Origin of the sequence: Streptomyces huasconensis (assembly GCF_021028635.1) — a bacterium.
Lineage (GTDB): Bacteria > Actinomycetota > Actinomycetes > Streptomycetales > Streptomycetaceae > Streptomyces > Streptomyces huasconensis.
The window spans coordinates 3154276-3181018 of record NZ_CP086119.1; the positions used below are offsets into that span (position 1 = coordinate 3154276).

Below are 26743 nucleotides of genomic sequence, written 5' to 3' on the forward strand. Positions count from 1 at the left end.
GGGTGCTCTTGGGGGCCTAGCCGTCCAGCTGTTCCAGCGTGGCGACGGACGGGCCCCTGCGGGTCTGTTCGTCCCTCGCCACGTCCTCGGCGGCGCCCAGCACCCGTACCGCGTTCTGCCAGGTCAGCTTGGCGAGGTCGGCCTTCGACCAGCCGCGGTCCAGCAACTCGGCGACGAGGTTCGGGTAGCCCGCGACGTCGTCCAGGCCGTCCGGCGTGAAGGCCGTGCCGTCGTAGTCACCGCCGATGCCGATGTGGTCGACGCCCGCGACCTCGCGCATGTGGTCGAGGTGGTCGGCGACGGTGGTGACGGTGGCGACCGGGCGCGGCGTCGACTCCTCGAAGGCCGCGTGGACCTTCATGGCCTCGGGTGTCGTGTCGAGGTGGTGGAAGCCGTGGGCACGCATGTTCTCGTCGGCGGCCGCCGTCCAGTCGACCGCCGCCTGGAGGACGAACTTCGGCACGAACGTCACCATCGCCACGCCGCCGTTGGCGGGCAGCCGCTCCAGGACGTCGTCCGGGATGTTGCGGGGGTGGTCGCAGACCGCCCGCGCCGACGAGTGCGAGAAGATCACCGGCGCCACGGAGGTGTCGAGGGCCGCCCGCATCGTCGTCGCCGCCACGTGGGAGAGGTCGACCAGCATGCCGACGCGGTTCATCTCGCGTACGACCTCGTGGCCGAAGGGCGACAGGCCGCCCACCCCCGGCTCGTCCGTCGCCGAGTCCGCCCACGCGATGTTGTCGTTGTGCGTGAGCGTCATGTAGCGGACGCCGAGCGTGTGCAGCGCCCGCAGCGTGGCGAGGGAGTTGTTGATGGAGTGGCCGCCCTCGGCGCCCATCAGGGAGGCGATGCGGCCCTCGGAGCGGGCCTTCTCCATGTCCGCCGCCGTCAGCGCGCGGGCCAGGTCCGCCGGGTGGCGGGCCAGCAACTGCTCGACGCAGTCGATCTGTTCGAGCGTGGCGCTGACCGCCGCGTCACCGGCCAGGTCCGTGCGGACGTAGACGGACCAGAACTGCGCGCCGACACCGCCGGCGCGCAGCCGGGCGATGTCGGTGTGCAGGTGGCCGGTCTGGTCGGTGGCGATGTCGAGGCGGTCGAGGTCGTAACCCGCCTTCTCGCGGAGGGCCCACGGCAGGTCGTTGTGGCCGTCGACGACCGGGAAGTCGGCGAGGAGGGCGCGCGCTTCGTCCAGGGATGTCATGCGCTCACTTTCCCGAACCGAAGCCGAATCCGGAACCCGCTCCCTCGACCTTGGTGCGCAGCCGCTTGCCCTTCTCCGTCGCCTGGTCGTTCAGATCCTGCTGGAACTCCCGCATACGGGACAGGAGTTCGGCGTCGTGCGCCGCGAGCATCCGGGCGGCGAGCAGGCCGGCGTTGCGCGCACCGCCGACCGAGACCGTCGCCACCGGGACACCGGCGGGCATCTGCACGATGGACAGGAGGCTGTCCATGCCGTCCAGGTACTTCAGCGGGACCGGCACGCCGATCACCGGCAGCGGCGTCACCGACGCCAGCATGCCGGGCAGGTGGGCGGCGCCGCCCGCGCCCGCGATGATCGCCTTCAGGCCGCGGTCGGCCGCCTGCTCGCCGTACGCGATCATCTCGCGCGGCATGCGGTGCGCGGAGACGACGTCGACCTCGTACGAGATCTCGAACTCGTCGAGGGCCTTGGCGGCGGCCTCCATCACGGGCCAGTCCGAGTCGGAGCCCATGACGATGCCAATAAGGGGAGAGGTCATTCGGTGATCGTCCCTCGGAGGTAGCCGGCTGCGTGGCGGGCGCGGTCGAGGACCTCGTCCAGGTCGTCGCCGTAGGTGTTGACGTGGCCGACCTTGCGACCGGGCTTCACGTCCTTGCCGTACATGTGGATCTTCAGCTGCGGGTCGCGGGCCATGCAGTGCAGGTACGCGGCGTACATGTCGGGGTAGTCGCCGCCCAGGACGTTGGCCATGACGGTCCACTTGGCGCGCGGGCGCGGGTCGCCGAGCGGCAGGTCGAGCACGGCGCGCACGTGGTTGGCGAACTGCGAGGTGATCGCGCCGTCCTGCGTCCAGTGGCCGGAGTTGTGCGGGCGCATCGCCAGTTCGTTGACCAGGATGCGTCCGTCGGCCGTCTCGAAGAGTTCGACGGCGAGGTGGCCGACCACGCCCAGTTCCTTCGCGACGCCGAGGGCCAACTCCTGCGCCTGGCCCGCGAGTTCCGCCGAGAGGCCGGGGGCGGGGGCGATCACGGTGTCGCACACGCCGTCGACCTGCTGGGACTCGACGACGGGGTAGGCGACGGCCTGGCCGTGCGGCGAGCGGACGACGTTCGCCGCCAGTTCGCGTACGAAGTCGACCTTCTCCTCGGCGAGCACCGGGACGCCGGCCCGGAAGGGCTCCGCGGCGTCCTCGACGGAACGCACGAACCACACCCCCTTCCCGTCGTATCCGCCGCGCACCGTCTTGAGGATGACCGGGAAGCCGTCGCCGCCGTCCGAGGCGCCCTCGGCCGCGAAGGCGGCCACGTCGGCCGGGTCCTTCACGATCCGGTGGCGCGGGCAGGGCACGCCGATCTCCGTGAGCTTCGCGCGCATCACGCCCTTGTCCTGGGCGTGCACCAACGCGTCGGGCCCCGGACGGACGGGGATGCCGTCCGCCTCCAGGGCCCTGAGGTGCTCGGTGGGTACGTGTTCGTGATCGAAGGTGATCACGTCGCAGCCCCGCGCGAAGTCACGCAGCGTGTCCAGGTCGCGATAGTCGCCGATGACGACATCGCCGACGACCTGCGCCGCGGAATCCAGCGGGGTGTCACTGAGGAGCTTGAATTTCAGGCCGAGGGGGATGCCCGCCTCGTGGGTCATGCGGGCGAGCTGACCGCCGCCGACCATGCCGACTACCGGGAACGTCACACCCCCAGGGTATCGGCCGTTGCCGGGCGCCCGGGAACCGCCGGGGGCGGGGCCCCCGGGCCCCTTCCGCCACAGTGGAGCCCGTCACAGCGGGGCCACGGTGTTCGGACGCCCGCGCGCGCCGGGAGGGCCCGCTGGTTAGCATGGCTGGGTCGACACGACCGAATCACCAATCCGTCGGCACGTACACGAGCCGGGGCACACCGTCCCGGTACGAACCGACGGGGGCTGGGGCGACCACCATGACGGAACGGGGCGCACTTCGGGGACGACTGGACAGGGTCTGGCGCGAAGTGGCCAAGTTCGGAGCCGTGGGGGCGGTCGGAACGCTGGTCAACTTCGGTGTCTTCAACCTCGTACGCCACGTCACGGATCTGCACGTGGTGCGCGCGAGCGTGATCGCGACCGTCGTCGCCATCGCCTTCAACTACGTGGGGTTCCGTTACTTCACGTACCGGGACCGCGACAAGAGCGGCCGCACCAAGGAACTCACGCTGTTCCTGCTGTTCAGCGCGGTCGGCCTGGTGATCGAGAACGGCGTGCTCTACGCCGCGACGTACTGGTTCGGCTGGGACGGCAGGCTCCAGTCCAACTTCTTCAAGTTCCTCGGCATGGGCATCGCCACGCTCTTCCGCTTCTGGTCGTACCGCACGTGGGTGTTCAAGGCGCTGCCCGTGCGCGAGGCCGTCGCGCATGCGGAATCGTTCCTGGAGAAGTCGCGGGAGCAGGGGCGGGAGCCGGGGCAGGGGCGGGAGCAGGACCGCGAGCGCGAGCGGCCCGTCGTACGGCGCGCCGGCTGACGCCGTCCCGTCGGCTCAGCGCACGGTCTCGTGCGCGGCCTCCGTCTTCGACAGCGGCGTACGCGACAGGAAGAGGCCGAAGACCGGCGGCTTCGTCTGGAGCATCTCCAGGCGGCCGCCGTCCGCCTCGGCCAGGTCCCGGGCCACGGCGAGGCCGATCCCCGTGGAGTTGCGGCCGCTGATCGTCCGCTCGAAGATGCGCGCCCCGAGGTCGGGCGGGACGCCGGGGCCCTCGTCCGTGACCTCGATGACCGCCTGGTTGCCGGTGACGCGGGTCCGCAGGGCGACCGTGCCGCCACCGTGCATCAGGGAGTTCTCGATCAGGGCCGCCAGGACCTGCGCGACCGCGCCCGGCGTGCCCACCGCCTCCAGGTGCCGCTTGCCCGAGCTGACGATGGCGCGGCCCGCGCTGCGGTAGGCGGGGCGCCACTCCTCCAGCTGCTGCTTGATCACCTCGTCCAGGTCGAAGGCGACGGCGGAGCCGGTACGGGGGTCGCGGGAGTTGGTGAGCAGCCGCTCCACGACGTCGGTGAGGCGCTCCACCTGCGCCAGCGCGATCGTCGCCTCCTCCTTCACCGTGTCCAGCTCGTCGGTGACGGTGATCTCCTCCAGCCGCATGGACAGGGCGGTCAGCGGGGTGCGCAGCTGGTGGGAGGCGTCGGCGGCCAGGCGCCGCTCGGCGGTCAGCATGCGGCCGATGCGGTCGGCGGAGGCGTCCAGGACGTCGGCGACGCGGTCCAGTTCCGGTACGCCGTACCGCTTGTGGCGGGGGCGGGAGTCCCCGGAGCCGAGGCGTTCGGCGGTCTCGGCGAGGTCGGTGAGCGGGGAGGCCAGGCGGTTGGCCTGGCGGACGGCGAGGAGCACCGCGGCGATGATCGCGAGCAGCGCGACGGCGGCGATGATCAGCAGGGTGCGGCCGACCTCGCGGGTGACGGCGTCCTTCGGCTCCTGCACGGTGACCTGTTCGCCCTGCTCGCCGGGGCGGGTGGCGCTGATCACGTCGCCGGTGGGGCGCTTGCCGATCTCGATGGGCGGGCGGCCGGGCAGGTCGATCCGGGCGTAGCGGGCGGTGGCGACCTGGTCGCGCAGGATGGCGGCGCTGATCCGCTCCTGGCTGATCAGCCGGCTGTCGACGATGCTGGCGAGGCGCATGGCCTCGGAGTCCACGCGTTCCTGGGCGCTGCTGCTGATCGTCCTCGTCTCGACGATGACGAGGCTGACGCCGAAGACGGCGATCACGACGAGGACGACGGCGAGGGTGGAGTTGATCAGTCGGCGACGCATGCGTTTAGTGTCGCGGATCGGAGCGGGCCGGGGGTGCGGGATGCCGCGGGGTGGTCCCGCTGCCCTCAGGGGCGCGGGGCGGCCGCAGGCCCCCTCACGAGATGCCGCGGGGTGGTCCCGCTGCCCTCAGGGGCGCGGGGAACTGCGCGATCAGCCGAGACGGTCTGCGGAGGCCGACGGTCCTGGACCTCGCAGACGCGGCTGCCTCCGGCGGTTTCGCGGGCGGGTGCGGGGCGTCTTGGCTTGCTCGCGCCGTTCCCCGCGCCCCTTACGGGGCCCGAGCCGTCAAAGCCGCCGGAGCGGCTGCCCGCCGCCGTATCGTGCGCGGGTGCGGGGCATCCTCGCTTGCTCGCGCAGTTCCCCGCGCCCCTTACGGGGCGCCACACTGACGCCCCTGACACACGTGCGGGTCAGCTCTTCTCGAAGCGGAAACCCACGCCCCGTACCGTCGCGATGTACCGCGGGTTCGCCGCGTCGTCGCCCAGTTTTTTGCGGAGCCAGGAGATGTGCATGTCCAGGGTCTTGGTGGACGACCACCACGTCGTGTCCCAGACCTCCCGCATCAGCTGATCGCGCGTGACGACGCGGCCCGCGTCGCGCACGAGGACCCGCAGCAGGTCGAACTCCTTTGCCGTGAGCTGGAGTTCCTCCTCGCCCATCCAGGCCCGGTGCGACTCCACGTCGATCCGCACGCCGTGCGTGGACGGCGCCTCCTTGTGCTCCGTGGCACCACGCCGCAGCAGGGCCCGCACCCGGGCCAGCAGCTCCGCGAGGCGGAACGGCTTGGTCACGTAGTCGTCGGCGCCCGCGTCCAGACCGACGACGGTGTCCACCTCGTCGGCGCGCGCGGTGAGGATCAGGATCGGCACCGTGAGCCCGTCGGCGCGCAGCCGGCGGGCGACCTCCAGGCCGTCCATGCCGGGCAACCCCAGGTCGAGCACGACAAGATCGACACCGCCCTGGAGTCCGGCGTCGAGGGCGGTCGGGCCGTCCTCGCGCACTTCGACCTCGTAACCCTCCCTGCGCAGGGCGCGGGCCAGCGGCTCCGAGATGGACGCGTCGTCCTCGGCGAGCAGTACACGGGTCATGAGGTGATGGTAGTCCGCGGTGGACAAGGGCTGTGCGGTGATCGCACAGTGGAGGCGACGGCCTGCGGCTGTAGGACGCGAAACTAGGAAACACCTTTGAATGTACGCCGCCGGTTGCAGCCAAACCTGTGATCCATGTCTCAAGTCCTTCCATATGCCTCCCTGTGGTGTCGTATGGTGACCCAACGCCTGATGCACTACTCAAGGACCTTTGGCCCGCTGTGCGCGCCTTAGGTCTCTTTTATGTGCGGGCCGGCTTCGGCCAGCCTTGAAAGGAATGACCTGTGGTCGGGCCCTGCGCGCGAGGTTGCGCCCAGGGTGTGGATCCCGGAGTCGCCGTCCCTCGCTCCCTCCACCGGGGTGTGAACCTCCCCTGGGCGTGGGGTTGGACGAGGCGGCACCGGTGCCGACCGCCCCCCACCGGGCGCGCACACGCTCCTGCCGCGCGTCCCGAACCCACGAGGATCGACCCATGGCGTCCAGCCTGACGAAGGACTCCGCCAGTACTCCTGGCCCCGAGAAGACCTTCTTCGGCCACCCCCGCGGACTGGCCACACTGTTCATGACCGAGATGTGGGAGCGCTACAGCTTCTACGGCATGAAGGCACTTCTCCCGCTGTACCTGATCGCCCCCGGCGGCATGAACATGAGTGCCACGACGGCGACGGCGATCTACTCCGTCTACATGTCGATGGTCTACCTGCTCGCCCTGCCGGGCGGCTGGATGGCCGACCGCTTCTGGGGTCCGCGCAAGACGGTCATCATCGGTGCCTCCGTCGTCATCCTCGGCCACATCACCCTCGCGCTGCCGAACTCGGCGTCCTTCTTCGCCGGCCTCGCGCTCGTCGCGCTCGGCTCCGGCCTGCTGAAGGCGAACATCTCCGTGATGGTCGGCCACCTCTACGACGGCCCGAAGGACCCGCGCCGCGACGGTGGCTTCACGCTCTTCTACATCGGCATCAACCTCGGCGCCTTCCTCGCCCCGCTCTCCATCGGCACGGTCGGCGAGAGCGTCAACTGGCACCTCGGCTTCGCGCTCGCCGCGGCCGGCATGGCCCTCGGCCTCGCCCAGTTCATGCTCGGCTCGCGCCACCTGAGCGCGCAGAGCAGCGTGATCTCGCAGCCCGCCACCCCGGAGCAGCGCGCCTCCGCCCTGCGCACCGGCCTGATCTGGCTGATCGTCGCCGCCGCGCTCTACACGCTGATGGGCGTCACCGGGAACTTCGCCGACTGGGCGCTGATGCCGCTGATCATCGCGGGTCTGCTCATCCCGATCGCCGTCCTCGCCCGCATGAAGCGCGACAAGGAGCTGTCACAGCTGGAGCAGTCGAAGCTGTCCGGCTACATCTGGTTCTTCGTGGTCGCCGCCGTCTTCTGGATGATCTACGACCAGAACGGCTCGACCCTGTCGATCTTCGGCAAGACGGCGACGACGAACAACCTCCTCGGGTTCGACTTCCCGACCTCCTGGTACCAGTCGCTGAACCCGATCTTCATCATGGCGCTCGCCCCCGTGGTCGCCTCGGCGTGGCTGTGGCTGAACAAGCGGGGCAAGGAGCCGAGCACGGCGGTCAAGTTCGCCTCCAGCCTCACGCTGATCGGCATCTCCTTCGCCGTCTTCCTCATCCCGCTGATCGACACCGCCAACAACGGCGGCCGGGTCAGCCCGATGTGGCTGGTCGCGATCTACTTCATCCAGACCGTCGGCGAGCTGTGCCTCTCCCCGGTCGGCCTGTCGCTCACCACGAAGATGGCCCCGGAGAAGTACAGCGCCCAGATGATGGGTGTCTGGTTCCTCGCGGTCACCGCGGGCGACTCCGTGACGGGTCTGCTGACCTCGCCGCAGCTCGGCATCGACCTGAACAACTCCGGGGCGGTGGCCGTCGAGGCGATCATCGCGGTCATCGCGGGCTTCGGCATCTGGACGTCGCGCAAGAAGGTCAAGCAGCTGATGGGCTCCGTCAACTGACGTACGCCCGTCCAGGCCACGCCTGAACCGAACGAAGGGCCGCCACACCACCCGGTGCGGTGGCCCTTCGCGTTTCTGCGCGCTCCCGGGGGCCGGCCGGTGGAGCATCTGGCGCATGCGCCGTACCTTGCTGCCCCTCGCCCTCTGCGGGGCGCTGCTCTCGCCCCACGCCGCCGCCGAAGCGGCTCCCCGGCCGCCGTCCGGGAAGCTCTTCTCGTACGGGCCCCACGCGCGCCAGAACATCACCGTGTACGGGAACCCGTCCCCGCACCGCCCCGCCCTGATGATCGTGCATGGGGGCTCGTGGGCGCGGGACACCGACTGGAGCGGCCGGGCGCGGTGGTTCGCGGAGCGCGGTTTCACCGTGTACGACACCGACTACCGGCTGACGTCCGACGCGGCGTGGCCCGCGCAGCGTGACGACGTGCTGGCGGCGCTGCGGTGGGTCGGGGACCGGGAGCGGGGGGAGCGGCCGCTGGTGCTCGGCTCGTCGGCGGGCGGGCATCTGGCCTTGCAGGCCGGTGCGTACGGGGAGGGGCGTGCGCGGGTGCGGGGGGTCGTGGCGCTCTCCCCGGTGGCCTCGCCCTACCGGGCGTGGGCGGACGGGGGCGTGGCCGGTGCCCCGGCCGAGCGGCGGGCGCTGCGGAGGGCCGCCGAGCGGCTCGCGGGGTGCGCACCGGATCTCGGCGGGCTGCGCTGCTGGGAGCGGTGGGACGACCTGGCCGCCCGGACACACGCGTCCGGTACGGATGACGCCCCGCTGCTCCTGATCCACTCGGCGGGTGACTTCGTGCCGCGCGCCCACTCCACGGAACTCGCGGGCGCGCAGCGGCGGGCGGGGTTGCGGGACGTGACGGTACGGACGGTCCGGGGCGCGGCCCACGGGGGCCCACTGCTCAAGGCCCCCGGCATGGCCGGGGCGGCCCTCCGCTGGCTGCGGGCTCACACGTAGTGCCTCCGGCGGTCGGCGGTCGGGTGCGGGACGGCCGAGGGTTGCTTCGCGCAGTTCCCCGCGCCCCTGAGGGGGCCGCCCCACCTTGCGCCCCGCCAACCACGCCCCCAAAGGGGCGCGGGGAACTGCGCGCCCAGCCACAAACAACCCGCAGACGCGTCTGCCCCCGACAGCTACATGGCGAGTGCGGGTCCGCTGCGGGTCGCTCGCGCAGTTCCCCGCGCCCCTGACGGGGGCGCCACACCATGCGCCCGCCATGTACGCGAACCCCCCGCAGACGCGTCTGCCCCCGACAACTACATGGCGAGTGCGGGTCCGCTGCGGTTGCTCGCGCAGTTCCCCGCGCCCCTGACGGGGCGCCACAGCTTGCGCCCGGACAACCGCGCCCCTTAGGGGCGCGGGGAACTGCGCGACCGGCCACGAACAACCCGCGGTGGTCAGCGGACAGAACCCCGCCTCCGCCTCGGCAAGAACGTAAAGACCGCGCCGCCCAGCAGGATCACCGTGCCGGCGACCAGCCCCAGTGCTCGCAGGGCGCCATCGTTCTCCGCCCCGGTCTCCGCGAGACCGCCCCCCGTGGCGGAGCCACCCGCGGAGCCACCCCCGGTCGACGAACCCCCCGACGCCCCACCCGGCTGCGCCTCCGTGTCCAGTTCCAGGGAAACCTCGCTCTTGGCGGGCGTGCAGGTCGTCGTCGTACCCAGGGCCTTGACGGTCAGGACGCCCGGCGAGAGCGTCGCCCTGCCGTCCGCCCCCGGCTTGTAGGTGCCGGTGAGGTCCGGGACGGCGATGGGCGCGCCGGACTTGATGGGGTCCTTGTTGGTCGGGCCCTCGACATGCACCGTGCCCTTGTCCGCGCCGCCCAGCGTGACCTCCATGGACGGTTTCACGGAGTCGGCGGGGATGTCCGCGGGGCTGTCCATCACGGACTTCTTGAACTGCACGGTCAGGCCGTATGCCCCGCCGCCCTTCTTGGCGTTGATCTGGACCGGCGAGGTCGCCTCCTTGTCGCCGATCGGTGTCTTGCACTTGTAGGGGGTCTGCACCTCTTTGCCGAGGAAGTCGGTCCGCCCGTCCCCGCCACCCGAGGTGCCGCCAGAGGCACCGCCGGCGTTACCACCACCGCTCGCCGTCCCACCCGTACCGCCCGACGAACCCCCTGAACCGCCGCCGTCCGTCACCTTGATCGTCGCGCCCGCCCCCACCCGCTCCTTCGGCGCGCACTTCGTGTCCGTCGAGATCGGCTTGCTGACGTTGATGTGGTACGCGTCCGGGGTCAGCGTCACCTCGCCCGCCGCCGTCAGCTTCAGCTTGCCCCTCATGTCGGAGAGGATCATGGGGCTGTTCTTCTTGATCGGCGGGTTCTTCCGCTCCCCCTCGACCTTCAGGTCACCGCTCTGCCCGCCGCCCACCTTGATCGTGCCGCTCGGCTTCACCGTGTCCTGGTCCAGGTCGAGCACGTCCGGGTTCTTGGAGGCCGCCTGGGTCGTCTTCCATACGACCTCGATCTCGTCGCCCACCTTCGCCGTGGCGGGCGCCGTGATCTCCACCTTCGTCGTGCCCTGCACGGGCGGCAGCCCGGAGATCGGCGGAGGGACGCACTCCGTCTGGTAGGCGACGTCCGCGGCCCGTGCGGCGCCCGCGGTGAACAGGACGCCCGCCCCGCCGAGCAGGAGCGCGACCGAGGCCGCGCCCGCTCTCCGTCGATGCGTGATCACGTTTTTCCCTTCGTCGGACTGTTGTCGGACGGTGCGGAGAGCCGGCCCGCGGGCGCGCCGGGGTCTGTGTCGGGGGTGAACCACGGCAGAGCGGTCGTCCGCTCCGCCGAACCGGGGTCAGGCGCGCCGGAGCCCCCCGAAGGCCGGGCGACGCGTGGCGCGCGGGTCTCCTCGTCGGCCGCGGCCGCGCCCTGCGCGGGCCTCAACTTCGCCAGCCGGTCGGTGAGTTCGGCGAGCCGCCCGGCGCGGTGCCGGCCACCGGCACGGCGTCGGCGCGGCCCCAGCCGGTCGACCACCGCCATGCCGAGGCGGAAGACGGCGGCGGGCACGACGAGGCAGAGCAGGAGCCAGAAGACGGTGACGCCCCAGGGGCGGCCCACGCCCCACGGCTGCTCGGCGAGGACCTTCCCGCCGAACTTCAGCGAGACCAGGTAGTCGCCGTGCGCACCCGCCGACAGCTCCACCGGCAGCTCGATCCGCGCCTTCTCGCCCGGCGCGACGGTGCCGCGCCACTGCCGCTCCTCCCACTGCGGCGCGAACACGCCGTGGGAGGTGCCGACTTGGAAGACGGGGTCCTTGAGGGGCGCCGGGCCGACGTTGCCCACGGTGAAGACGAGCGTGCGCCGCGGCGGCGCGCCGAACCAGGTCAGCAGGGAGCCGGAACCCTCCATACGAGTGTCCGACAGGACGGAGAGCCGCCCGCCGCCGCTCTGCTCGGGCAGCGGCTTCACGGGGTGGCCCGCGACCTTGAACGCGGCGTCGGCCTTCGCCTTCTCCCCCGTCACCGTGGCGACGTGGACGACGCAGGGGCAGGGCTCGGGCGGCTCGGCGACGGGCAGCTTCTTGCGGAACGTGCCGTCCTTGCCGGTGGTGACGGCGCGGCCCTCGGCGTTGGCACACGCGTTGGTGCCGCCGACGACGCCCTCGCCGGGCGTGGACTGTCCGCAGATCAGCATCATCAGCAGGGCCTCGGGACGCCAGCCCTCTCCCGTGACGGTGACGGAGCCGCCCTTGCCCGCCTGCGCGGCGGAGAGCGTCACGGTGGGCTTGTCCGCCGCGGGGGCGGCCGTCGCCGCCGGCCAGGGCAACAGGGCGGAGCCGAGCAGCGCCAGGGCGACGACGGCCCACAGACCGGCCGTCCCGTTCCGCTTGCCGTTCCGCTTACCGTTCCGCTTGGCGCTCACGGTTCCTCCCGCGTCCCGGCTTCCGCCAACTCCCGTGCGCTGCCCGGCGGCTGGGCCCGCTCGCACTCCCGCTCCGTCCCGGCTTCCGGTTCCGGCACCTCGGAGCTGCGTCTGCGTCCCCGTACGCGTACGAGATGAAGCGCGCCGCCCGTGACGGCGAGCAGCGCGGCCGCCCCGCCCGCCAGCGCGCCCCACGGCACGAAGCGCGCCGACGCCGTGGCGGTGTCACGGGCGCCGCCCGGTGCCGTCGCCGTCAGCCGTACCTCCGCCGCGTCGAGAGCCGGGACGTCCGGCCACGGTTCGCTCAGGGAGACGCGGCGGCCGGGCAGCAGTTCGACCGGCAGCGGCCGCGCCGGTCGGTGCAGGAGCGTGCCGAGGACACCGTCGACGTGGACCGCGAGCTTCGGGCTCAGCACGGTGTTGCCGCGGTTGACCAGGTCGTACGTGATGCGCCCGGCGTCCTGGTCGACCTTGACGCGCTCCACGGTGAGCGCCGGGAGCGTGGGCCCGCCGACCCGCAGGTGCAGCCGTACGCCCACCGTGCGCCCGCCGCCGCTCGCGACGATCACCCCGGGGTGGTCGCCGGGCACCGCGTCCTCGGGGACCGTCACGGTGAACGGCACCTCGGCGCGCGTGCGCGGCGGCACCTCCACGCGCCGCCGCGCGAGGCGTATCCACGCCCCGGTCTCCGTGGGCCGCTCCTTGGCCGAGGCGACCGAGGGGGCGCCGGAACCGGTGTCACCCGCTTTCACGTCCGCGCCCCGCAGGGACACCGTGCGCGGCTTCGGGCCCGGGTTGCTGACGGACACGGTGTCCCGGAGCACCGTGCCCGGGGCGCCCTCGGCGTAGAAGGCGGGGCGGCCGTCCTTCGGGGCGCGTGGGCCGTCCCCGGTGGACGGCCCGACGGACCAGTCCGGGGAACCGCCGCGGTCCGCGTGCGCGGGGGCCGCGGAACCCAGCACGAGGGCGGCGGCACACAGCGCGGCGGCGGCACGTGCGGCGGAGGACGGCATGGGCGGCTCCTGGCCTCGGTTCGGCGGTCCGGGCGGCGGCTACCGCGAGCGCGCCGCCTGGTTCCTGCGGGTCAGCCAGAGCGCGCCGGCCGCGCCCGCGAGCAGCACGGTGCCGCCGAGGGTGCCGAGCGCGATCGCGGAGTCCGCCGGACCGGTCTGCGGGAGTTCACCGCTGCCGGAGCCGCCGGTTCCAGCCCCTCCGGAGCCGGAGCCAAGGCCGGAGTCGGGCCCCGCGTCGGAACCGGAACCGGAGTCAGAACCGGAACCGGAGCCTCCCGCCCCCTTCACCTCCAGCTCCAAGGACGGCTTCGGGTTGTTGGACGGCGTACACGTGGTCGTCGTACCGAGCGCCTTGATGGTGAGGACCCCGGCGGTGAAGGTGACCTTGCCGCTCTTCTTCGGCGTGTACGTGCCCGACAAGTCGCTGATCTTGATCGGCGTGTTGGCGGGGATCGCCTCGGTGTTCGGCGCGCCGGAGACCGCCACGGTCCCGCTGTCCGCGCCGCCGACCTTGATCACGGCACTCGGCTTCATCGCGCCCTTGCCCAGCTCGACGGGGCTGGACGAGACGCCCTTCTGGAAGGACATCGTGAGCTTGTGGCCGCCGCCGCTCCTGACGCTCTTGATGTCGATCGGCGAGACCGCGCCCTTGTTCCCGATCGGCGTCTTGCACTGGTAGTTGACGTCCTGGACGGTGGCCTGCGCGGCAGGGGCGGCCACCAGCACCGCCGAGCCGCCGGCCAGGGCGGTGGCAAGCGCGAGCGCGGCCGATTTCTTGTACGACACCTCGTGATCCCCTCATGCCGGTCGTCGTGGCGTGCCGCGGTGCGGAGTGACGCTGGCTTGCTGACTTACTGACGGCACATCAGATTGGGCGCTCAAGGTACGCCGGGGGCCTTGCCGAGGGAAGACAAAAGACGCGCCGGATCGTGGTGATCCGGCGCGTGTGCGAACCGTGGACAGCAGGACGGCAGGACAACGGGCCGGCAGCCGTGGCCGGGGGCGGGCCCGCCGCGCGGGCGCTAGGCGGGCGCTCCCAGCTCCGCCCAGACCCTCTTGCCGACGTCCCCCGGCGTGCGTACGACACCCCAGTCGAGGCAGAGCCGCTGGACGATGAACATGCCGTGTCCGCCGGGCCGCCCCGCGCGGTGCGGGGTCCGGGGCGCGGGCTGGCCCGCGCCGCGGTCGGAGACCTCGATGCGCAGCACCTTGCCGTCGCAGGAGAGCCAGAGCTCGTCGGGACCCTCGGCGTGCAGGCAGGCGTTGGTGACGAGCTCGGAGACGACGAGCAGGACGTCCTCGGCGGCGGCTCTGCGGTCGGCGCTCTCCGCGGGCAGCCAGCCCCACGCGTGCAGCGCCTCGCGGGTGTAGTCCCGGGCGAGCGGGACGATGCCGCTGGCACCGCTCAGGCTCAGCCGGCGGACCTGGCGAGCCGTGGGCGCCCCGGAGGGCGGGTCCGCGGGAGCGTCCGCGACGGCGGCCTCGGAGTCCGGGCCGCGGTCGCCCGGCGAATAAGGCCGGGTGGTGCTCATCAGCGCTTCACCTCACCGACAAGATGACTGAGCACTCTGGACACGCAGAGGACTCTGGACAAGTAGGGGTCGTGGGACGAGTAGGGGACATCGGCTGCTTGCCGTTCTGACAGAGGACGGGTCCAGGTCTCTCCTGCCCGGCCGAACCGTGAGAACACCCACTTGTTCGGGACGGTTCCTGTGACGCTGGTAACGCCTTGATCACAGAGAGACAACTGACGCGTAACTTTCGCGTGCGACCGTCACGGGCTCAGTCGCCCAGAGCGGCTTCGAGTGTCTCGTGCACCGTGAAGACGGCCTCCGCACCGGTGATCTCGAAGACCCGGGCCACCACCGGCAGCATCCCGGCCAGGTGGACCCCGCCCCCCGCGGCCTCGGCCTTGAGCCGGGCCCCGAGCAGCACATTGAGCCCCGTGGAATCACAGAATTCGAGGCGCGAGCAATCGACGACGAGCCGTGAATAACCGCCCGCGAGACAGCTTTCCAGCGGTTCACGCAGGAGATCGGCGGTGTGGTGATCCAGCTCACCCGCCGGTGTCACGACGGCGCTCGTGTCCACCTCTCGCACTTCGACCAGAAGTCGGCCCCTGTGCGCACTGCCGACCGTGCCGCGGTCCATGCCGTCTCTCTCTTCCGACCGTCGTGGCTGTTGATGACGCCCCTGAACATTACGCCCTCCCCGCGGTTCGGGGTACCCGAACATCCCCCCGAAATCGGACATTTCACCGCCAAAGCCACTTGCGACCGGAGCGCGGAAGCGGGTAGGGGTAGAAGAGACAGCAATCGACACGGACGGCTTTGGAGGCGCCGCACACCGCAGTGCACGCATAGGCATCGGCAGCCATATGCCGAGAACGATGGAGGACACCATGTCACCCCGGCTCGACGAATCGCCTGCTGACCAAGCGACGTCGACACCCCCGCCGTCCCACTCCGCCACCACGATCCCGGCTCCCGCCCGCGAACCGCAGCCGGTTCCGGAAGCGGCCCCGGAAGCCCCGGAAGGGCTGCGGGACCTCCCCGAGATCCCGCCGTACGCCGAAGTGGGGCCGCTGGACGCGAGGGCCCTGTCCAAGACCCTCTTCGAGCGCCTGGAGTCGCTCGAAGAAGGCACGCACGAACACGCATACGTCCGCAACACCCTGGTCGAACTGAACCTCGCCCTGGTGAAGTTCGCGGCCTCCCGGTTCCGCTCCCGCAGCGAGCCGATGGAGGACATCATCCAGGTGGGCACGATCGGCCTCATCAAGGCCATCGACCGCTTCGAACTCAGCCGCGGTGTGGAATTCCCCACGTTCGCGATGCCGACGATCGTCGGGGAGATCAAGCGCTTCTTCCGCGACACCAGCTGGTCGGTGCGCGTCCCGCGCCGGCTCCAGGAACTCAGGCTCGACCTCGCCAAGGCGGGCGACGAACTCGCCCAGAAGTTCGACCGCGCCCCCACGGTGAGCGAGCTGGCCGAGCGCCTCGGCATCTCCAACGACGAGGTCGTCGAGGGCATGGCCGCGTCCAACGCCTACACGGCGAGTTCCCTGGACGCGCAGCCGGAGGAGGACGACTCCGAGGGCGCGCTCGCGGACCGGATCGGCTATGAGGACCACGGCCTCGAAGGCATCGAGTACATCGAGTCGCTGAAGCCCCTGATCGCCGAACTGCCGCCGCGCGACCGGAAGATCCTCTCTCTCCGCTTCGTCGCCAACATGACGCAGTCCGAGATCGGCGAGGAACTCGGCATCTCGCAGATGCACGTCTCGCGACTGCTGTCGCGCACCCTCGTCAAGCTCCGCAAGGGACTGACGGTCGAGGAGTGAGCCGACGCGACGCCACGGGGCGCCTCAACGGCCTCGTGCCCTGCGCCCCGGCCTTCTGCCTCGGCCCTGTGGGGCCCGCCTCGTGACGGGGCGGGCCTCACAGTCGTCATATGACGCCTGTGAGGTCGGCTCACGCCTCTGAGGTAAGCGCCGCCTCGACCGCCGCCTGCGCGTGCAGCCGGTTCGTCGGGAAGAGACGACGGCCCGCCCCGCCGCGTCCGGCACGAGCACCTCCAGGCCATGCCCCGCCAGCCACTCCCGGTAGAAGTCCTGCTCCATGGTGAACGCGGTGCCGAGCAGCCCGACCGGCCGAACTCCCCCGCAGCCTGCAATCGCCCGATCTCCGCGAAGTCCACGGAGTGCAGGCCGCCGAGGCGCGTAGGAGTTCGTTGAGCAGTCGGTAGTACTCGGCGCTGGACTCCCAGCTCATGCCGCCGAAGAGGCCGATGGTCTTCATGGTCATCGGTGACGAGGCGAAAGCATTGACGAGTCGGATCTCGCCTGAATGAGGCGACGGTGCCGGACGCATCGACCGTCGCGCACCTCAACTACCGTTCTGACGCTATATAGATCACTTCACCGCCTAGGCGGGGGACCGCGCGAGAGCCGCCAGCTCCTTGATCGGCCTTACCGATTCGATTCGCCGGAACGGCAGCGAAGCGCGCAATGGCTGCGAAAGAATGCCCCTCATGAGTGTCTTCGACGAGGACCCGCACTTCCGTCCGTACATGACACGAATTCGACGTTCCCTGCCGGCTGCTGTGGTGATGCTGCTGCTCGATGTCGCGACGGGCATCGCCATCCCCTTGACCATGGGGCTGACCTGGTGGTTGGTTCTGATCTTGATCTCCGGTCTGGCAGCAGGAGTGACCTTGCTCTCCGCAGCCCGCACGATCAACGCGGCCACACGAATTCGCCCTTTACCCGTGCTCGTCAGACGCGAGCAACTGAAGGACCAGACCTACGTGCTATACCTGCGCAATTTTCAGATGGACCAGGTCTTGTCAAGGGTGGACGAAAAACCAGGCCGGGGCATATGGTCTGCTGTGCGCCAGTATTTCGGAGACAGGGATAGCATCGAGACCGGCGCAACGGCGGAGGAGCAACTCGTCCGTCTCTTCCGGCGCTTCGGCAAGGTGGTTGCCGTGGGAAGTCCCGGGGAATCGTTCACATTGCCCGGGGCAGAGCGCTTCTACCTTCCGGAGGATGACTGGAAAGGCGCGGTCAGCGACGCCATTCGCCACGCCCGTCTTGTTCTGATCATTGCCGGCCTCGACTGCGGATCAAGGACACCTGAGGGTGTCCTGTGGGAGTACACCGAAGCGCTTCGTCTCTTACCGCCGTCACGTGTTCTGTTGCTCGCCTGTTCTGACCCCGAGAGCTACGGGCGCTTCTGCGAGGAAGCCTCGAACTTCTACACCGCCCGTGCCGGAGAGCTGCGCGCAACGGGCGTTCCAGTTCCGGCGCAGCCGTCACTTCCCCCGTACCCGCCCTTGATGCGGCCTTCGAAGCCGCACAGGAGAATGCCGGTCGAGGGCATTGTCCGCTTCAAGGACGACTCCTCAGGGGAATTCGTGCGATTCGACCCCACCTCGTGGCCGGGCCTGACTCGTCGTGCGCGACAGCGCAGGATGGTCACCACGCAGATCGACCCGCTGCTGGAGCATATCGAGGAAGCACTCCCCGGCAAGGCCACCTACACCGCTCCCGTTAACCGGGCAAGAGTGGCCCGGACCACAGCCCGTATTTTTCTCGGGGTCGCATGCGCAAGCCTTCTGCTCATCGAGGCATTCGACATCACGTCACCCTCTCAGCTCGCCGGGATCTGCATATTCACATTCGCTGGTTCGGCGTGGCTGACGATGGAGATAATGGAGGAAGAACGCAGCAGGCAAATCGGCGACGTCAAGGTCGCAGTTCCGAAGGAGGGTGGACATTCGGTCAAGGGCATCATTACCACTGGGCCCTCGCCTCTTCCCACAACGACGGAACCTAGTTCCAGGCAGTTGACGGAAGAGCCACCAGCGACGCTTGCAAAGGGCGAGCGTACGCTGAACCGGACCATGCGGCACTGGCAACAGGTGAATGTCACCATAATCTTTGTGGTCATGTTCTTGCTCATATGGACTCGACCGGCACTTCCGGTGATTCTGTGGTCTTCGGCGATCGGTGTCGTACTGGTTGCCGTGAACACGGCTCATCAACTGCGGAAACTGGGGCGCTTCATTGCTTATGCGCGACGCCCCTCCGACCTCAAGCAGGAGCCGTACGTCCTGTACCTTCGCCCTATGCCGCTGGACGTTGATACACCGCCGCTCTGGAGTCCTCCTGGCCTCAAAGAAGCACTCATGGCCGTCTTTGAACCCTATGGCACACTCATCGTGTCCGGCGATCGGGCCGACATGGAGAAGGCGGGAATACCACGGCTTCCCCTGACACCGGGCAAGTGGAAACCCGAGGTCTCCGAGGCACTCCCGTACGCAGATCTTGTACTCATCATGGCGACATCCTCGCCCGGAACGCTCTGGCAGCTCACGGAGGCCGTCCGGCTGCTCTCACCTGCGCAATTGCTCGTAATCATTCCCGGAGGAAAGGATGCGGCAGCATGTTACGAGCGATTCAAGGCGGCGGCCGAGGCGGAATTCGCCAGGCGAATAAACGAACTCCGGAACGCACGCGGCGCCGATTTCTCTTCGCCGCGCTTTCCGAACATTCCCCGCACTGCGGCGCGCGGGCAACGGGAGCCGGCTCTTTGCGGCGTCATTTACTTCACACGAGCGTGGCAACCCGGTTTCCTCCGGCTCGAGCCGTCCCCGACGGGAGACGACCAGCCCGAGGTATGGCGTGCACAGGTCCACAGCCTGCCGCACTCAGAACTCGACCGCTGACCGAACCGATGTAGGCACGTAGATCACGGCTGCTACGTCGACCTGCCGAGAGCCGGTCCCACCGGCCACGGAAGGGCACCCGCACGGTGCCGCACGCCTCCCGGTGGTCCTTGTCCGCCGCCCAGCAGGCCAGGGGCACACTCTGCCCACGGCGGTCCAGCCGGTGACCGCTGAGGTCCGGGCCCGCTGCGGCGGGCTGCGCTCCGCGCAACTCCAGGCCCGAACCCCGCGGCTGATCACCGGTACCGCGCCGACGTCACGACACAGTCGCGCAACCGCTCCGCACGGAACATGGCAGGGAACGTCACCCCACCCGCGCGCCCCTCCGCCACACCTCCCCGACCAGCGGCACCCCCGGCCGGTACGCCAAGTGCACATGGCTCGGGGCGTCCAGGAGGGCCAGGTCGGCGCGGGTGCCCTCGCGGAGGGTGCCGATGTCGGTGCGGCGCAGGGCCGCCGCGCCGCCCGCCGTGGCCGACCAGAGCGCCTCGTCGGGGGTCATGCCCATGTCCCGTACCGCCAGGGCGATGCAGAACGGGAGCGAGGACGTGAAGGACGAACCCGGGTTGCAGTCCGTGGAGAGGGCCACCGTCACGCCCGCGTCCAGGAGGCGGCGGGCGTCCGGCCACTCCGCACGGGTGGAGAACTCCGCGCCCGGCAGGAGCGTCGCCACCGTGTCGCCCTGGGCGAGCGCGTCGACGTCGGCGTCCGTGAGGTGCGTGCAGTGGTCCGCCGACGCCGCGTCCAGTTCGACCGCCAGCTGGACGCCCGGGCCGTACGAGAGCTGGTTGGCGTGGATGCGGGGGTGCAGGCCCTTCGCCTTGCCCGCCGTGAGGATCGCGCGGGCCTGGTCGCCGTCGAAGGCGCCCTTCTCGCAGAAGACGTCGATCCAGCGGGCGTGCGGCGCGCAGGCGTCCAGCATCTCGCCGGTGACCAGTTCGACGTACGCCGCCGGGTCCTCGGCATAGTCCGGGGAGACGATGTGCGCGCCGAGGAACGTGACCTCGTCCGTGTGGCGCGCCGCGATGCGCAGGGCGCGGGACTCGTCCTCGGTCGTCAGGCCGTAGCCCGACTTCGTCTCGAAGGTCGTCGTGCCCTGGCGCAGGGCCTCGCGGAGGTAGTGGGTGACGTTCGCCTCCAGCTCCGCGTCCGTGGCCGCGCGGGTCGCCGCCACCGTCGTACGGATGCCGCCCGCGGAGTAGGCGCGGCCCGACATGCGGGCGTTGAACTCCTGCGTGCGGTCGCCCGCGAAGACGAGGTGGGAGTGGGAGTCGACGAAGCCGGGGATCGCGGCGCGGCCGTCGGCGTCGTGCACCGTGTCCGCCGCGGGGGCCTTCGCCGCCGGGCCCACCCAGGCCACAGTCTCGCCGTCCAGGACGACGGCGGCGTCCGTGAGCAGGCCCAGGGGGCTGCCGTCGCCCTGGGCGGGGTCGTTGGTGACGAGGCTCGCGATGTTGGTGATGACGGTGGTGGTCATGGGGTGCTCCATGGGGGAAGGCGGGGGTTCGAGCGAGTTCCTTCCCCAAGCCCGCCCCTTCCCGAAACCGGGGCTCCGCCCCGGACCCCGCTCCTCAAACGCCGGAGGGGCTGGGAAAGCGGGCAAGGCGGCGGCCTTGGGGGGCCGGTCAATCTCTCAGCGCCGCCACCGCCTCCGCCAACGCCCCCGGCACGTCCGGAACCGCCGCGTGCGCCCCCTCCCGTACGACGACCCGGCCGCCGGTCACCACATGGCGGACGTCCGCCGCCGTCGCCGCGAAGACCGCCGTCTCCGCGGCCAGGCGCGGGACCGGGCCCGCGGTGCGGACCGTGTCCAGGGCGACCGTGGTGAGGTCCGCAAGGGCGCCCGGTTCGAGCACGCCCGCCTCGGGCCAGCCGAGCGCCGCGTGACCCGTGGCCGTCGCCGCGCGCAGCAGCGCCGCCGCCGTCCAGTGGCCCCGCGTGTGGGAGCGGAGGCGTTCGTTCAGCTCCATCGCGCGCGCCTCCTCGAAGAGGTCGATCACCGCGTGGCTGTCGCTGCCGAGCGACAGGGGGCTGCCCGCCCGGTCCAGGGCGACGGCGGGGCCGATGCCGTCCGCCAGGTCGCGTTCCGTCGTCGGGCACATGCACGTGCCCGTCGTCGTGCCGCCGAGCAGCCCGATGTCCTCCTCCGTCAGGTGCGTGTTGTGGACGCCCGTGGTGCGCGGGCCGAGGACGCCGTGGTCGGCGAGGAGCTGGGTCGGCGTGCAGCCGTGCACCGCCTGGCAGGCGTCGTTCTCCGCCGTCTGCTCGGAGAGGTGGACGTGCAGGGGCGCCTGCCGCTCCGCCGCCCACTGCGCCACCACGCCCAACTGCCGTGCCGGGACCGCCCGTACGGAGTGGATCGCGGCGCCTATGCGGGCGTGCGGGCGGTCCTTGAGCGCCGACGCCCGCTCCGCCCACGCGTCCGCCGTGCCGTCGGAGAAGCGCAGCTGGTGGCGGTCGGGGGCCTTGCCCCGCGTCGCGGAGAGCAGTCCGGAGGCCACATACGCCGTGTCCAGGAGGGTGATGCGCACGCCCGCGTCCGCCGCCGCCTGGATCAGCGCCTCGCCCATCGCGTTCGGGTCGGCGTACGGCGTGCCGCCCGGCTGGTGGTGGAGGTAGTGGAACTCCCCCACCGTCGTGATGCCGGCCAGCGCCATCTCCGCGTACACCGCCCGCGCGAGCGCGTGGTAGCTCTCGGGCGTCAGGCGGTCCGCCACCCCGTACATCACCTCGCGCCACGTCCAGAACGTGCCGGAGCCGACCTGGACCGTGCCGCGCAGCGCCCGGTGGAAGGCGTGCGAGTGGGCGTTGGCCAGGCCGGGGAGCGTCAGGCCGCGCAGCACCGTCGCGCCCGGCGGGGGCGCCGCGACGTCCTTGCGGACGGCCGTGATCCGCTCGCCCGTCACCTCCACCGCGACGCCCGGCTCGACATGGGTGCCGAGCCAGGCGTGCTCCAGCCAGTACGTCGTCACCTGCATGCCAACCCTTCCAGTACGTCGGCCAGTGCGGCCACCCCGGCCAGGCAGTCGTCCTCGGCGGCGTACTCTGCCGGGGAGTGCGAGACGCCCGTGGGGTTCCGTACGAACAGCATGGCGGTGGGGATCGAGGCGGACAAAATACCCGCGTCGTGTCCGGCGCCCGTGCCGAGGACGGGGACCGGCCGCTCGGTCTCTCCGCCGAGGATCGCGCCCAGCTCGTCGCGGAGGGCGTCCTCGAACTCCACCACCGGCGTGAAGGACTCCCGTACGACGTCGAGGTCGATGCCGTGGCGCTCCGCGTACTCGCGGGCCGCCTTCTCGACGCCCGTGACGACGGTGTCGAGGGTCGCCTGGTCGGCGGCGCGGGAGTCGAGCCAGCCGCGCACGAGGGACGGGATGGCGTTGACGCCGTTCGGCTCGACGGAGATCTTGCCGAACGTCGCGACAGCGCCCGCGAGTTCGGCCTCGCGGCGGGCGGCGAGGACCGTCTCCGCGTAGGTGAGCATCGGGTCCCTGCGGTCGGCCAGGCGGGTCGTGCCCGCGTGGTTGGCCTCGCCCCGGAAGTCGAAGCGCCAGCGGCCGTGCGGCCAGATGGCGGAGGCGATGCCGACGGGGTCGCCGGTCAGGTCCAGGGCGCGGCCCTGCTCGACGTGCAGCTCCACGAACGCGCCGATCCGGGCGAGGCGTTCGGGGTCGGGGCCGATCGCCGACGGGTCGTACCCCGCGGCCTCCATCGCCTGCGGCAGCGTCACGCCGTCGCCGTCCCGCAGCTTGTGCGCCGCCTCGATGGTGAGCTGCCCGGCGGTGAGGCGGGAGCCCACGCAGGCCAGGCCGAAGCGGGCACCCTCCTCGTCGCCGAAGTTCACGATGGCCAGGGGCTTGGTGAACCGGGTCCCGCGGGCACGGAGTTCGTCCAGCGCCGCGAAGGCGGAGACGACGCCCAAGGGGCCGTCGAAGGCGCCGCCGTCGGGGACGGAGTCCAGGTGCGAGCCGGTGACGACGGCGTCCCCGGCGGCCGGGTCGCCCAGCCAGGCCCACTGGTTGCCGTTGCGGTCCAGTTCGTGGGTGAGGCCGCGGGACTCGGCCTGGGCCCGGAACCAGGCCCGGCAGTCGGCGTCGGCCCCGGTCCAGGCGTAACGGCGGTAGCCGCGCGACCCGGCGTCGCGGCCGATGGGTGCCAGGTCCCGCCACATCTCCTGGAAGGACGGGGCGGCGGCCTGCTCGCTCACGCGCCGTCACCCTCCCGCATCGGAACCCGTACGCCCTTCTCGTCCGCCACGGACTCCGCGATGTCGTACCCGGCGTCCACGTGCCGGATGACGCCCATGCCGGGGTCGTTGGTCAGCACGCGGCGGATCTTCTCGCCGGCGAGCTTCGTGCCGTCGGCGACCGAGACCTGGCCCGCGTGGAGGGAGCGGCCCATGCCGACGCCGCCGCCGTGGTGGAGGGAGACCCAGCTCGCGCCCGACGCGACGTTGACCATGGCGTTCAAAAGCGGCCAGTCGGCGATCGCGTCGGAGCCGTCGAGCATGGCCTCCGTCTCGCGGTACGGGGAGGCGACGGAGCCGCAGTCCAGGTGGTCGCGGCCGATGGCCAGCGGGGCCTGCAACTCGCCGCCCGCCACCATGTCGTTGAAGCGCTCGCCCGCCTTGTCGCGCTCGCCGTAGCCGAGCCAGCAGATGCGGGCGGGCAGGCCCTGGAAGTGGACGCGCTCGCCCGCCATCTTGATCCAGCGGTGCAGCGATTCGTTCTCCGGGAAGAGGTCGAGGATCGCCTTGTCCGTCTTGTGGATGTCGGAGGCCTCGCCGGACAGCGCCGCCCAGCGGAAGGGGCCCTTGCCCTCGCAGAAGAGGGGGCGGATGTAGGCGGGGACGAAGCCGGGGAAGGCGAAGGCGCGGTCGTAGCCCGCGAGTTGGGCCTCGCCGCGGATGGAGTTGCCGTAGTCGAAGACCTCGGCGCCCGCGTCCATGAAGCCGACCATGGCCTCGACGTGCCGGGCCATCGACTCACGGGCGCGGGTGGTGAAGCCCGCCGGGTCCTTCGCCGCGTGCGACGCCATGTCCTCGAAGGCGACGCCCACCGGCAGGTAGGAGAGCGGGTCGTGGGCGGAGGTCTGGTCCGTGACGATGTCGATGGGCGCGGACTCGGCGAGCATGCGCGGCAGCAGCTCCGCCGCGTTGCCGAGCAGGCCGATGGAGAGCGGCTTGCGCTGGTCGCGGGCCTCGACGGCGAGCTGGAGCGCGTGCTCCAGGGAGTCGGCCCGCACGTCCAGGTACTTGTGCTCGATGCGGCGCTCGATGGCGCGCGGGTCGCAGTCGACGCAGATCGCGACGCCGTCGTTCATGGTGACGGCGAGGGGCTGGGCGCCGCCCATGCCGCCGAGGCCCGCGGTGAGGGTGATGGTGCCCGCGAGGGTGCCGTTGAACTTCTTGGCCGCCACCGCCGCGAACGTCTCGTACGTGCCCTGGAGGATGCCCTGCGTGCCGATGTAGATCCACGAACCGGCCGTCATCTGGCCGTACATGGTCAGGCCCAGCTGCTCCAGGCGGCGGAACTCCTCCCAGTTCGCCCAGTCGCCGACCAGGTTGGAGTTGGCGATCAGGACGCGCGGCGCCCACTCGTGGGTCTGCATGACGCCGACGGGGCGGCCGGACTGGACGAGCATCGTCTCGTCCTGCTTCAGGGTCTGAAGCGTACGGACCATCGCGTCGAAGGAGCGCCAGTCGCGGGCGGCCTTGCCGGTGCCGCCGTAGACGACGAGCTTGTCGGGGTGCTCGGCGACCTCGGGGTCGAGGTTGTTCTGGAGCATGCGCAGGGCGGCTTCCTGCTGCCATCCCAGGGCGCTGAGTTCCGTGCCGCGCGGCGCTCGTACGGGGCGGGGTCCTGACATGGGGCGGTGCCTCCTCGCGTGAACCTGCGGTGACTGTCGTCGCTCTGCCGACTGTGACCTTGTTATTCACATCCTGATGGCCTGAATAGAGCTAGTCAATAGCGAACGGATGCGCGAGTACGTCGGCGCGGGCCCGCCCCGGATGATTGGCTGGATCGCATGGCCCACGACGAGGACGACGACCAGCAGACGCAGGACCTCCGCACGGACACCGCCCCCGGCACCACCACCGCCGCTCGCGCCGCCCGCCGCGACCAAGCCGTCCGCGCCGCCGTCGAGCAGGGCATCGTCGGGCCCGGCGCCCCCGTCGCGGGCCTGCTCGACATCGCCGGCATCCGCGCGAGCGCCGCCGCCCTGCGCGCCGCCTTCGAGGCGGTCACCCCGCCCGGCACCCCCGTCCTGCACGCCTTCGCGGTGAAGGCCACCCCGCTCGTGCCGGTGCTGCGGCTGCTGCGCGCGGCCGGGATCGGCGCCGAGGTGGCGAGCCCCGGCGAGCTGGCCCTCGCGCGCGCCGCCGGGATCGCGCCCGCCGACACCGTCCTGGACTCCCCCGCCAAGACGCCCGCAGAGCTGCGCCAGGCCCTCGCGCTCGGCATCGCCGTCAACGCCGACAACCCCGGGGAGCTGACCCGCGTCGACGCCCTGGTCCAGTCGGCGCCGACCGCCTCCCCCGTCGGGCTGCGCGTGAACCCGCAGATCGGCGGCGGCGCGATCGGCGCCCTGTCGACGGCGACGGCCACCTCCAAGTTCGGCGTGCCGCTGCTCGACGAGGGAGCCAGGGAGTGGGTGATCCAGGCCTTCCTGGACCGGCCCTGGCTGACCCGCCTGCACGCGCACTCCGGTTCGCAGGGTATGCCCCTGGAGATGATGGCGCGCGGGGTCGAAGCGACGTACGAACTGGCCGAGGAGATCAACGGACGCGCCGGGCGGCGGCAGGTCGACACGATCGACATCGGCGGCGGCCTGCCCGTCAACTTCGGCTCCGACGAGGAGAGTCCGACCCACGCGCAGTACGCGCGCCGCCTCCAGGTACGGGTGCCGGGGCTGCTCGACGGGCGGTACGGCCTGGTCACCGAGTTCGGCCGGTCCCTGCTGGCCAAGCACGGCACGCTGCTCGCCCGCGTCGAGTACGCGAAGGAGGCGGGCGGCAGGCCCATCGCGGTGACGCACGCGGGCGTGCAGGTGGCGACCCGGACGGTGTACGCGCCGCTGTCCTGGCCGCTGCGGATCGCCGCGTACGACGCGCAGGGGCGGCCCAGGAGCGGGCCCGCCGTCGGCCAGGACATCGCGGGCCCGGCCTGCTTCGCGGGCGACCTGCTCGCCGAGAACCGTCCGCTGCCGCTGCTCGAACCGGGCGACCACATCGCCGCGCTGGACACCGGCGCCTACTACTTCGCGCAGCACTACTCGTACAACAGCCTTGCCAGGCCCGGCATTTACGGCTTCTCGCAGCACGGCGACGACGTACGCTTCGCCGCCGCGCGCGAGCCGCAGACCCTCGACGAGATCGTGGCGGAGTCCGGCGGCGGATCGGAGCGGGACGCGCTGCGGTATCTGTGAGCACCACGCGGCGCCGCACGCCGCACGCCGCTCCAACCGAACCGGATAAATACTTTCTGCTTTGCCCGCGAAAGAATTAACGTTTCTGTTGGCAAGGCCTGCCGGGACGTCCCATGACCCGTACTGCCTTTGCATGAGAAGCCACCCCTGCGATGGCCTCGGGAAAAGGTGAGAATGGCATGATCA

21 protein-coding genes and 2 pseudogenes are annotated in these 26743 nt (G+C 71.1%); 6 read left to right on the plus strand and 17 right to left on the minus strand.

The window, feature by feature from the left end; all coding sequences use genetic code 11:
• Positions 1-16: 16 nt before the first annotated feature.
• Genes J2N69_RS14160 through J2N69_RS14170 form a run of 3 tightly spaced genes read right to left on the minus strand, consistent with a single transcriptional unit; the run spans position 17 to position 2890 of the window.
• Complete coding sequence (locus J2N69_RS14160; protein WP_230901071.1) at positions 17-1201, minus strand: dipeptidase; 1185 nt, start codon at positions 1199-1201, stop codon at positions 17-19.
• 4 nt (positions 1202-1205) lie between these two features.
• A complete protein-coding gene (gene purE, locus J2N69_RS14165; RefSeq protein ID WP_230901072.1) occupies positions 1206-1739 on the minus strand; it encodes a 5-(carboxyamino)imidazole ribonucleotide mutase in 534 nt (177 codons plus the stop codon).
• Positions 1736-2890, minus strand: coding sequence for a 5-(carboxyamino)imidazole ribonucleotide synthase (locus tag J2N69_RS14170; protein ID WP_269075612.1), 1155 nt, complete (start codon positions 2888-2890; stop codon positions 1736-1738). Before J2N69_RS14170 ends, purE begins: the two co-directional genes overlap by 4 nt.
• 242 nt (positions 2891-3132) lie before the next feature.
• Between J2N69_RS14170 and J2N69_RS14175 the strand changes: the two genes are divergently transcribed.
• Positions 3133-3690, plus strand: coding sequence for a GtrA family protein (locus J2N69_RS14175; protein ID WP_230901073.1), 558 nt, complete (start codon positions 3133-3135; stop codon positions 3688-3690).
• A gap of 15 nt (positions 3691-3705) precedes the next feature.
• Here J2N69_RS14175 and J2N69_RS14180 read toward each other — a convergent pair whose 3' ends face one another.
• Both J2N69_RS14180 and J2N69_RS14185 read right to left on the minus strand, forming a co-directional pair.
• The gene (locus J2N69_RS14180; RefSeq protein ID WP_230901074.1) at positions 3706-4974 is read right to left on the minus strand and encodes an ATP-binding protein; all 1269 of its coding nucleotides are present in this window, start codon (positions 4972-4974) and stop codon (positions 3706-3708) included.
• A gap of 410 nt (positions 4975-5384) precedes the next feature.
• Positions 5385-6062, minus strand: a complete 678-nt coding sequence (locus tag J2N69_RS14185; protein WP_127911041.1) for a response regulator transcription factor — start codon at positions 6060-6062, stop codon at positions 5385-5387.
• Positions 6063-6534: 472 nt separating this feature from the next.
• Here J2N69_RS14185 and J2N69_RS14190 point away from each other — a divergent pair, with 472 nt between their 5' ends.
• Positions 6535-8031 (plus strand): peptide MFS transporter, encoded by a 1497-nt coding sequence (locus tag J2N69_RS14190; protein WP_230901075.1) that lies wholly within the window; start codon positions 6535-6537, stop codon positions 8029-8031.
• A gap of 115 nt (positions 8032-8146) precedes the next feature.
• Positions 8147-8983: an alpha/beta hydrolase gene (locus J2N69_RS14195; RefSeq protein ID WP_230901076.1), complete on the plus strand. Its 837-nt coding sequence runs from the start codon at positions 8147-8149 to the stop codon at positions 8981-8983.
• A 437-nt stretch (positions 8984-9420) separates the two neighbouring features.
• On the opposite strand, the gene J2N69_RS14200 is transcribed toward J2N69_RS14195, so the two are convergent.
• From J2N69_RS14200 to J2N69_RS14225, 6 genes are all read right to left on the minus strand, one after another.
• Positions 9421-10698, minus strand: coding sequence for a hypothetical protein (locus tag J2N69_RS14200; RefSeq protein ID WP_230904724.1), 1278 nt, complete (start codon positions 10696-10698; stop codon positions 9421-9423).
• Positions 10698-11831 (minus strand): hypothetical protein, encoded by a 1134-nt coding sequence (locus tag J2N69_RS14205; protein WP_408056892.1) that lies wholly within the window; start codon positions 11829-11831, stop codon positions 10698-10700. Before J2N69_RS14205 ends, J2N69_RS14200 begins: the two co-directional genes overlap by 1 nt.
• A 50-nt stretch (positions 11832-11881) precedes the next feature.
• A complete protein-coding gene (locus tag J2N69_RS14210) occupies positions 11882-12898 on the minus strand; it encodes a COG1470 family protein (RefSeq protein WP_230901077.1) in 1017 nt (338 codons plus the stop codon).
• A 39-nt stretch (positions 12899-12937) separates the two neighbouring features.
• Entirely contained in the window at positions 12938-13684 is a 747-nt protein-coding gene (locus tag J2N69_RS14215) for an LPXTG cell wall anchor domain-containing protein (RefSeq protein ID WP_230901078.1), read from the minus strand.
• A gap of 236 nt (positions 13685-13920) precedes the next feature.
• On the minus strand, positions 13921-14430 hold the full coding sequence (locus tag J2N69_RS14220; protein WP_230901079.1) for an ATP-binding protein: 510 nt from the start codon (positions 14428-14430) through the stop codon (positions 13921-13923).
• A gap of 250 nt (positions 14431-14680) precedes the next feature.
• A complete protein-coding gene (locus J2N69_RS14225; RefSeq protein WP_127911897.1) occupies positions 14681-15049 on the minus strand; it encodes an STAS domain-containing protein in 369 nt (122 codons plus the stop codon).
• Between the two features lie 238 nt (positions 15050-15287).
• Between J2N69_RS14225 and J2N69_RS14230 the strand changes: the two genes are divergently transcribed.
• Positions 15288-16241, plus strand: coding sequence for an RNA polymerase sigma factor SigF (locus J2N69_RS14230; RefSeq protein WP_408056726.1), 954 nt, complete (start codon positions 15288-15290; stop codon positions 16239-16241).
• Between the two features lie 195 nt (positions 16242-16436).
• On the opposite strand, the pseudogene J2N69_RS36520 reads toward J2N69_RS14230, so the two are convergent.
• A pseudogene (locus J2N69_RS36520) lies at positions 16437-16698 on the minus strand (aspartate/glutamate racemase family protein); the annotation flags it as partial.
• Between the two features lie 232 nt (positions 16699-16930).
• Here J2N69_RS36520 and J2N69_RS14240 point away from each other — a divergent pair.
• On the plus strand, positions 16931-19129 hold the full coding sequence (locus tag J2N69_RS14240) for a hypothetical protein (protein WP_230901080.1): 2199 nt from the start codon (positions 16931-16933) through the stop codon (positions 19127-19129).
• 7 nt (positions 19130-19136) lie between these two features.
• On the opposite strand, the pseudogene J2N69_RS14245 reads toward J2N69_RS14240, so the two are convergent.
• From J2N69_RS14245 to hutU, 5 genes and pseudogenes are all read right to left on the minus strand, one after another.
• Positions 19137-19256: pseudogene (locus tag J2N69_RS14245) on the minus strand (IS5/IS1182 family transposase); the annotation flags it as partial.
• Between the two features lie 177 nt (positions 19257-19433).
• On the minus strand, positions 19434-20606 hold the full coding sequence (gene hutI, locus J2N69_RS14250; protein ID WP_230901081.1) for an imidazolonepropionase: 1173 nt from the start codon (positions 20604-20606) through the stop codon (positions 19434-19436).
• A gap of 148 nt (positions 20607-20754) precedes the next feature.
• Positions 20755-22107: a formimidoylglutamate deiminase gene (locus J2N69_RS14255; RefSeq protein ID WP_230901082.1), complete on the minus strand. Its 1353-nt coding sequence runs from the start codon at positions 22105-22107 to the stop codon at positions 20755-20757.
• Positions 22098-23300, minus strand: coding sequence for an allantoate amidohydrolase (locus J2N69_RS14260; RefSeq protein WP_230904727.1), 1203 nt, complete (start codon positions 23298-23300; stop codon positions 22098-22100). Before J2N69_RS14260 ends, J2N69_RS14255 begins: the two co-directional genes overlap by 10 nt.
• 32 nt (positions 23301-23332) lie before the next feature.
• Positions 23333-24997 (minus strand): urocanate hydratase, encoded by a 1665-nt coding sequence (hutU, locus tag J2N69_RS14265; protein ID WP_230901083.1) that lies wholly within the window; start codon positions 24995-24997, stop codon positions 23333-23335.
• Positions 24998-25156: 159 nt separating this feature from the next.
• Here hutU and J2N69_RS14270 point away from each other — a divergent pair, with 159 nt between their 5' ends.
• Positions 25157-26557: a type III PLP-dependent enzyme domain-containing protein gene (locus J2N69_RS14270; RefSeq protein ID WP_230901084.1), complete on the plus strand. Its 1401-nt coding sequence runs from the start codon at positions 25157-25159 to the stop codon at positions 26555-26557.
• Positions 26558-26743 lie beyond the last annotated feature (186 nt).

Excerpts from the sequence above, each read along its gene's own strand:
- J2N69_RS14160 (WP_230901071.1), bottom strand. The coding sequence starts at position 1,201 with ATGACATCCCTGGACGAAGCGCGCGCCCTCCTCGCCGACTTCCCGGTC.
- purE (WP_230901072.1), bottom strand. The coding sequence starts at position 1,739 with ATGACCTCTCCCCTTATTGGCATCGTCATGGGCTCCGACTCGGACTGG.
- J2N69_RS14175 (WP_230901073.1), top strand. The coding sequence starts at position 3,133 with ATGACGGAACGGGGCGCACTTCGGGGACGACTGGACAGGGTCTGGCGC.
- J2N69_RS14180 (WP_230901074.1), bottom strand. The coding sequence starts at position 4,974 with ATGCGTCGCCGACTGATCAACTCCACCCTCGCCGTCGTCCTCGTCGTG.
- J2N69_RS14185 (WP_127911041.1), bottom strand. The coding sequence starts at position 6,062 with ATGACCCGTGTACTGCTCGCCGAGGACGACGCGTCCATCTCGGAGCCG.
- J2N69_RS14190 (WP_230901075.1), top strand. The coding sequence starts at position 6,535 with ATGGCGTCCAGCCTGACGAAGGACTCCGCCAGTACTCCTGGCCCCGAG.
- J2N69_RS14195 (WP_230901076.1), top strand. The coding sequence starts at position 8,147 with ATGCGCCGTACCTTGCTGCCCCTCGCCCTCTGCGGGGCGCTGCTCTCG.
- J2N69_RS14210 (WP_230901077.1), bottom strand. The coding sequence starts at position 12,898 with ATGCCGTCCTCCGCCGCACGTGCCGCCGCCGCGCTGTGTGCCGCCGCC.
- J2N69_RS14220 (WP_230901079.1), bottom strand. The coding sequence starts at position 14,430 with ATGAGCACCACCCGGCCTTATTCGCCGGGCGACCGCGGCCCGGACTCC.
- J2N69_RS14225 (WP_127911897.1), bottom strand. The coding sequence starts at position 15,049 with ATGGACCGCGGCACGGTCGGCAGTGCGCACAGGGGCCGACTTCTGGTC.
- J2N69_RS14230 (WP_408056726.1), top strand. The coding sequence starts at position 15,288 with ATGGAGGACACCATGTCACCCCGGCTCGACGAATCGCCTGCTGACCAA.
- J2N69_RS14240 (WP_230901080.1), top strand. The coding sequence starts at position 16,931 with ATGAGTGTCTTCGACGAGGACCCGCACTTCCGTCCGTACATGACACGA.
- hutI (WP_230901081.1), bottom strand. The coding sequence starts at position 20,606 with ATGACCACCACCGTCATCACCAACATCGCGAGCCTCGTCACCAACGAC.
- J2N69_RS14255 (WP_230901082.1), bottom strand. The coding sequence starts at position 22,107 with ATGCAGGTGACGACGTACTGGCTGGAGCACGCCTGGCTCGGCACCCAT.
- J2N69_RS14260 (WP_230904727.1), bottom strand. The coding sequence starts at position 23,300 with ATGTGGCGGGACCTGGCACCCATCGGCCGCGACGCCGGGTCGCGCGGC.
- hutU (WP_230901083.1), bottom strand. The coding sequence starts at position 24,997 with ATGTCAGGACCCCGCCCCGTACGAGCGCCGCGCGGCACGGAACTCAGC.
- J2N69_RS14270 (WP_230901084.1), top strand. The coding sequence starts at position 25,157 with ATGGCCCACGACGAGGACGACGACCAGCAGACGCAGGACCTCCGCACG.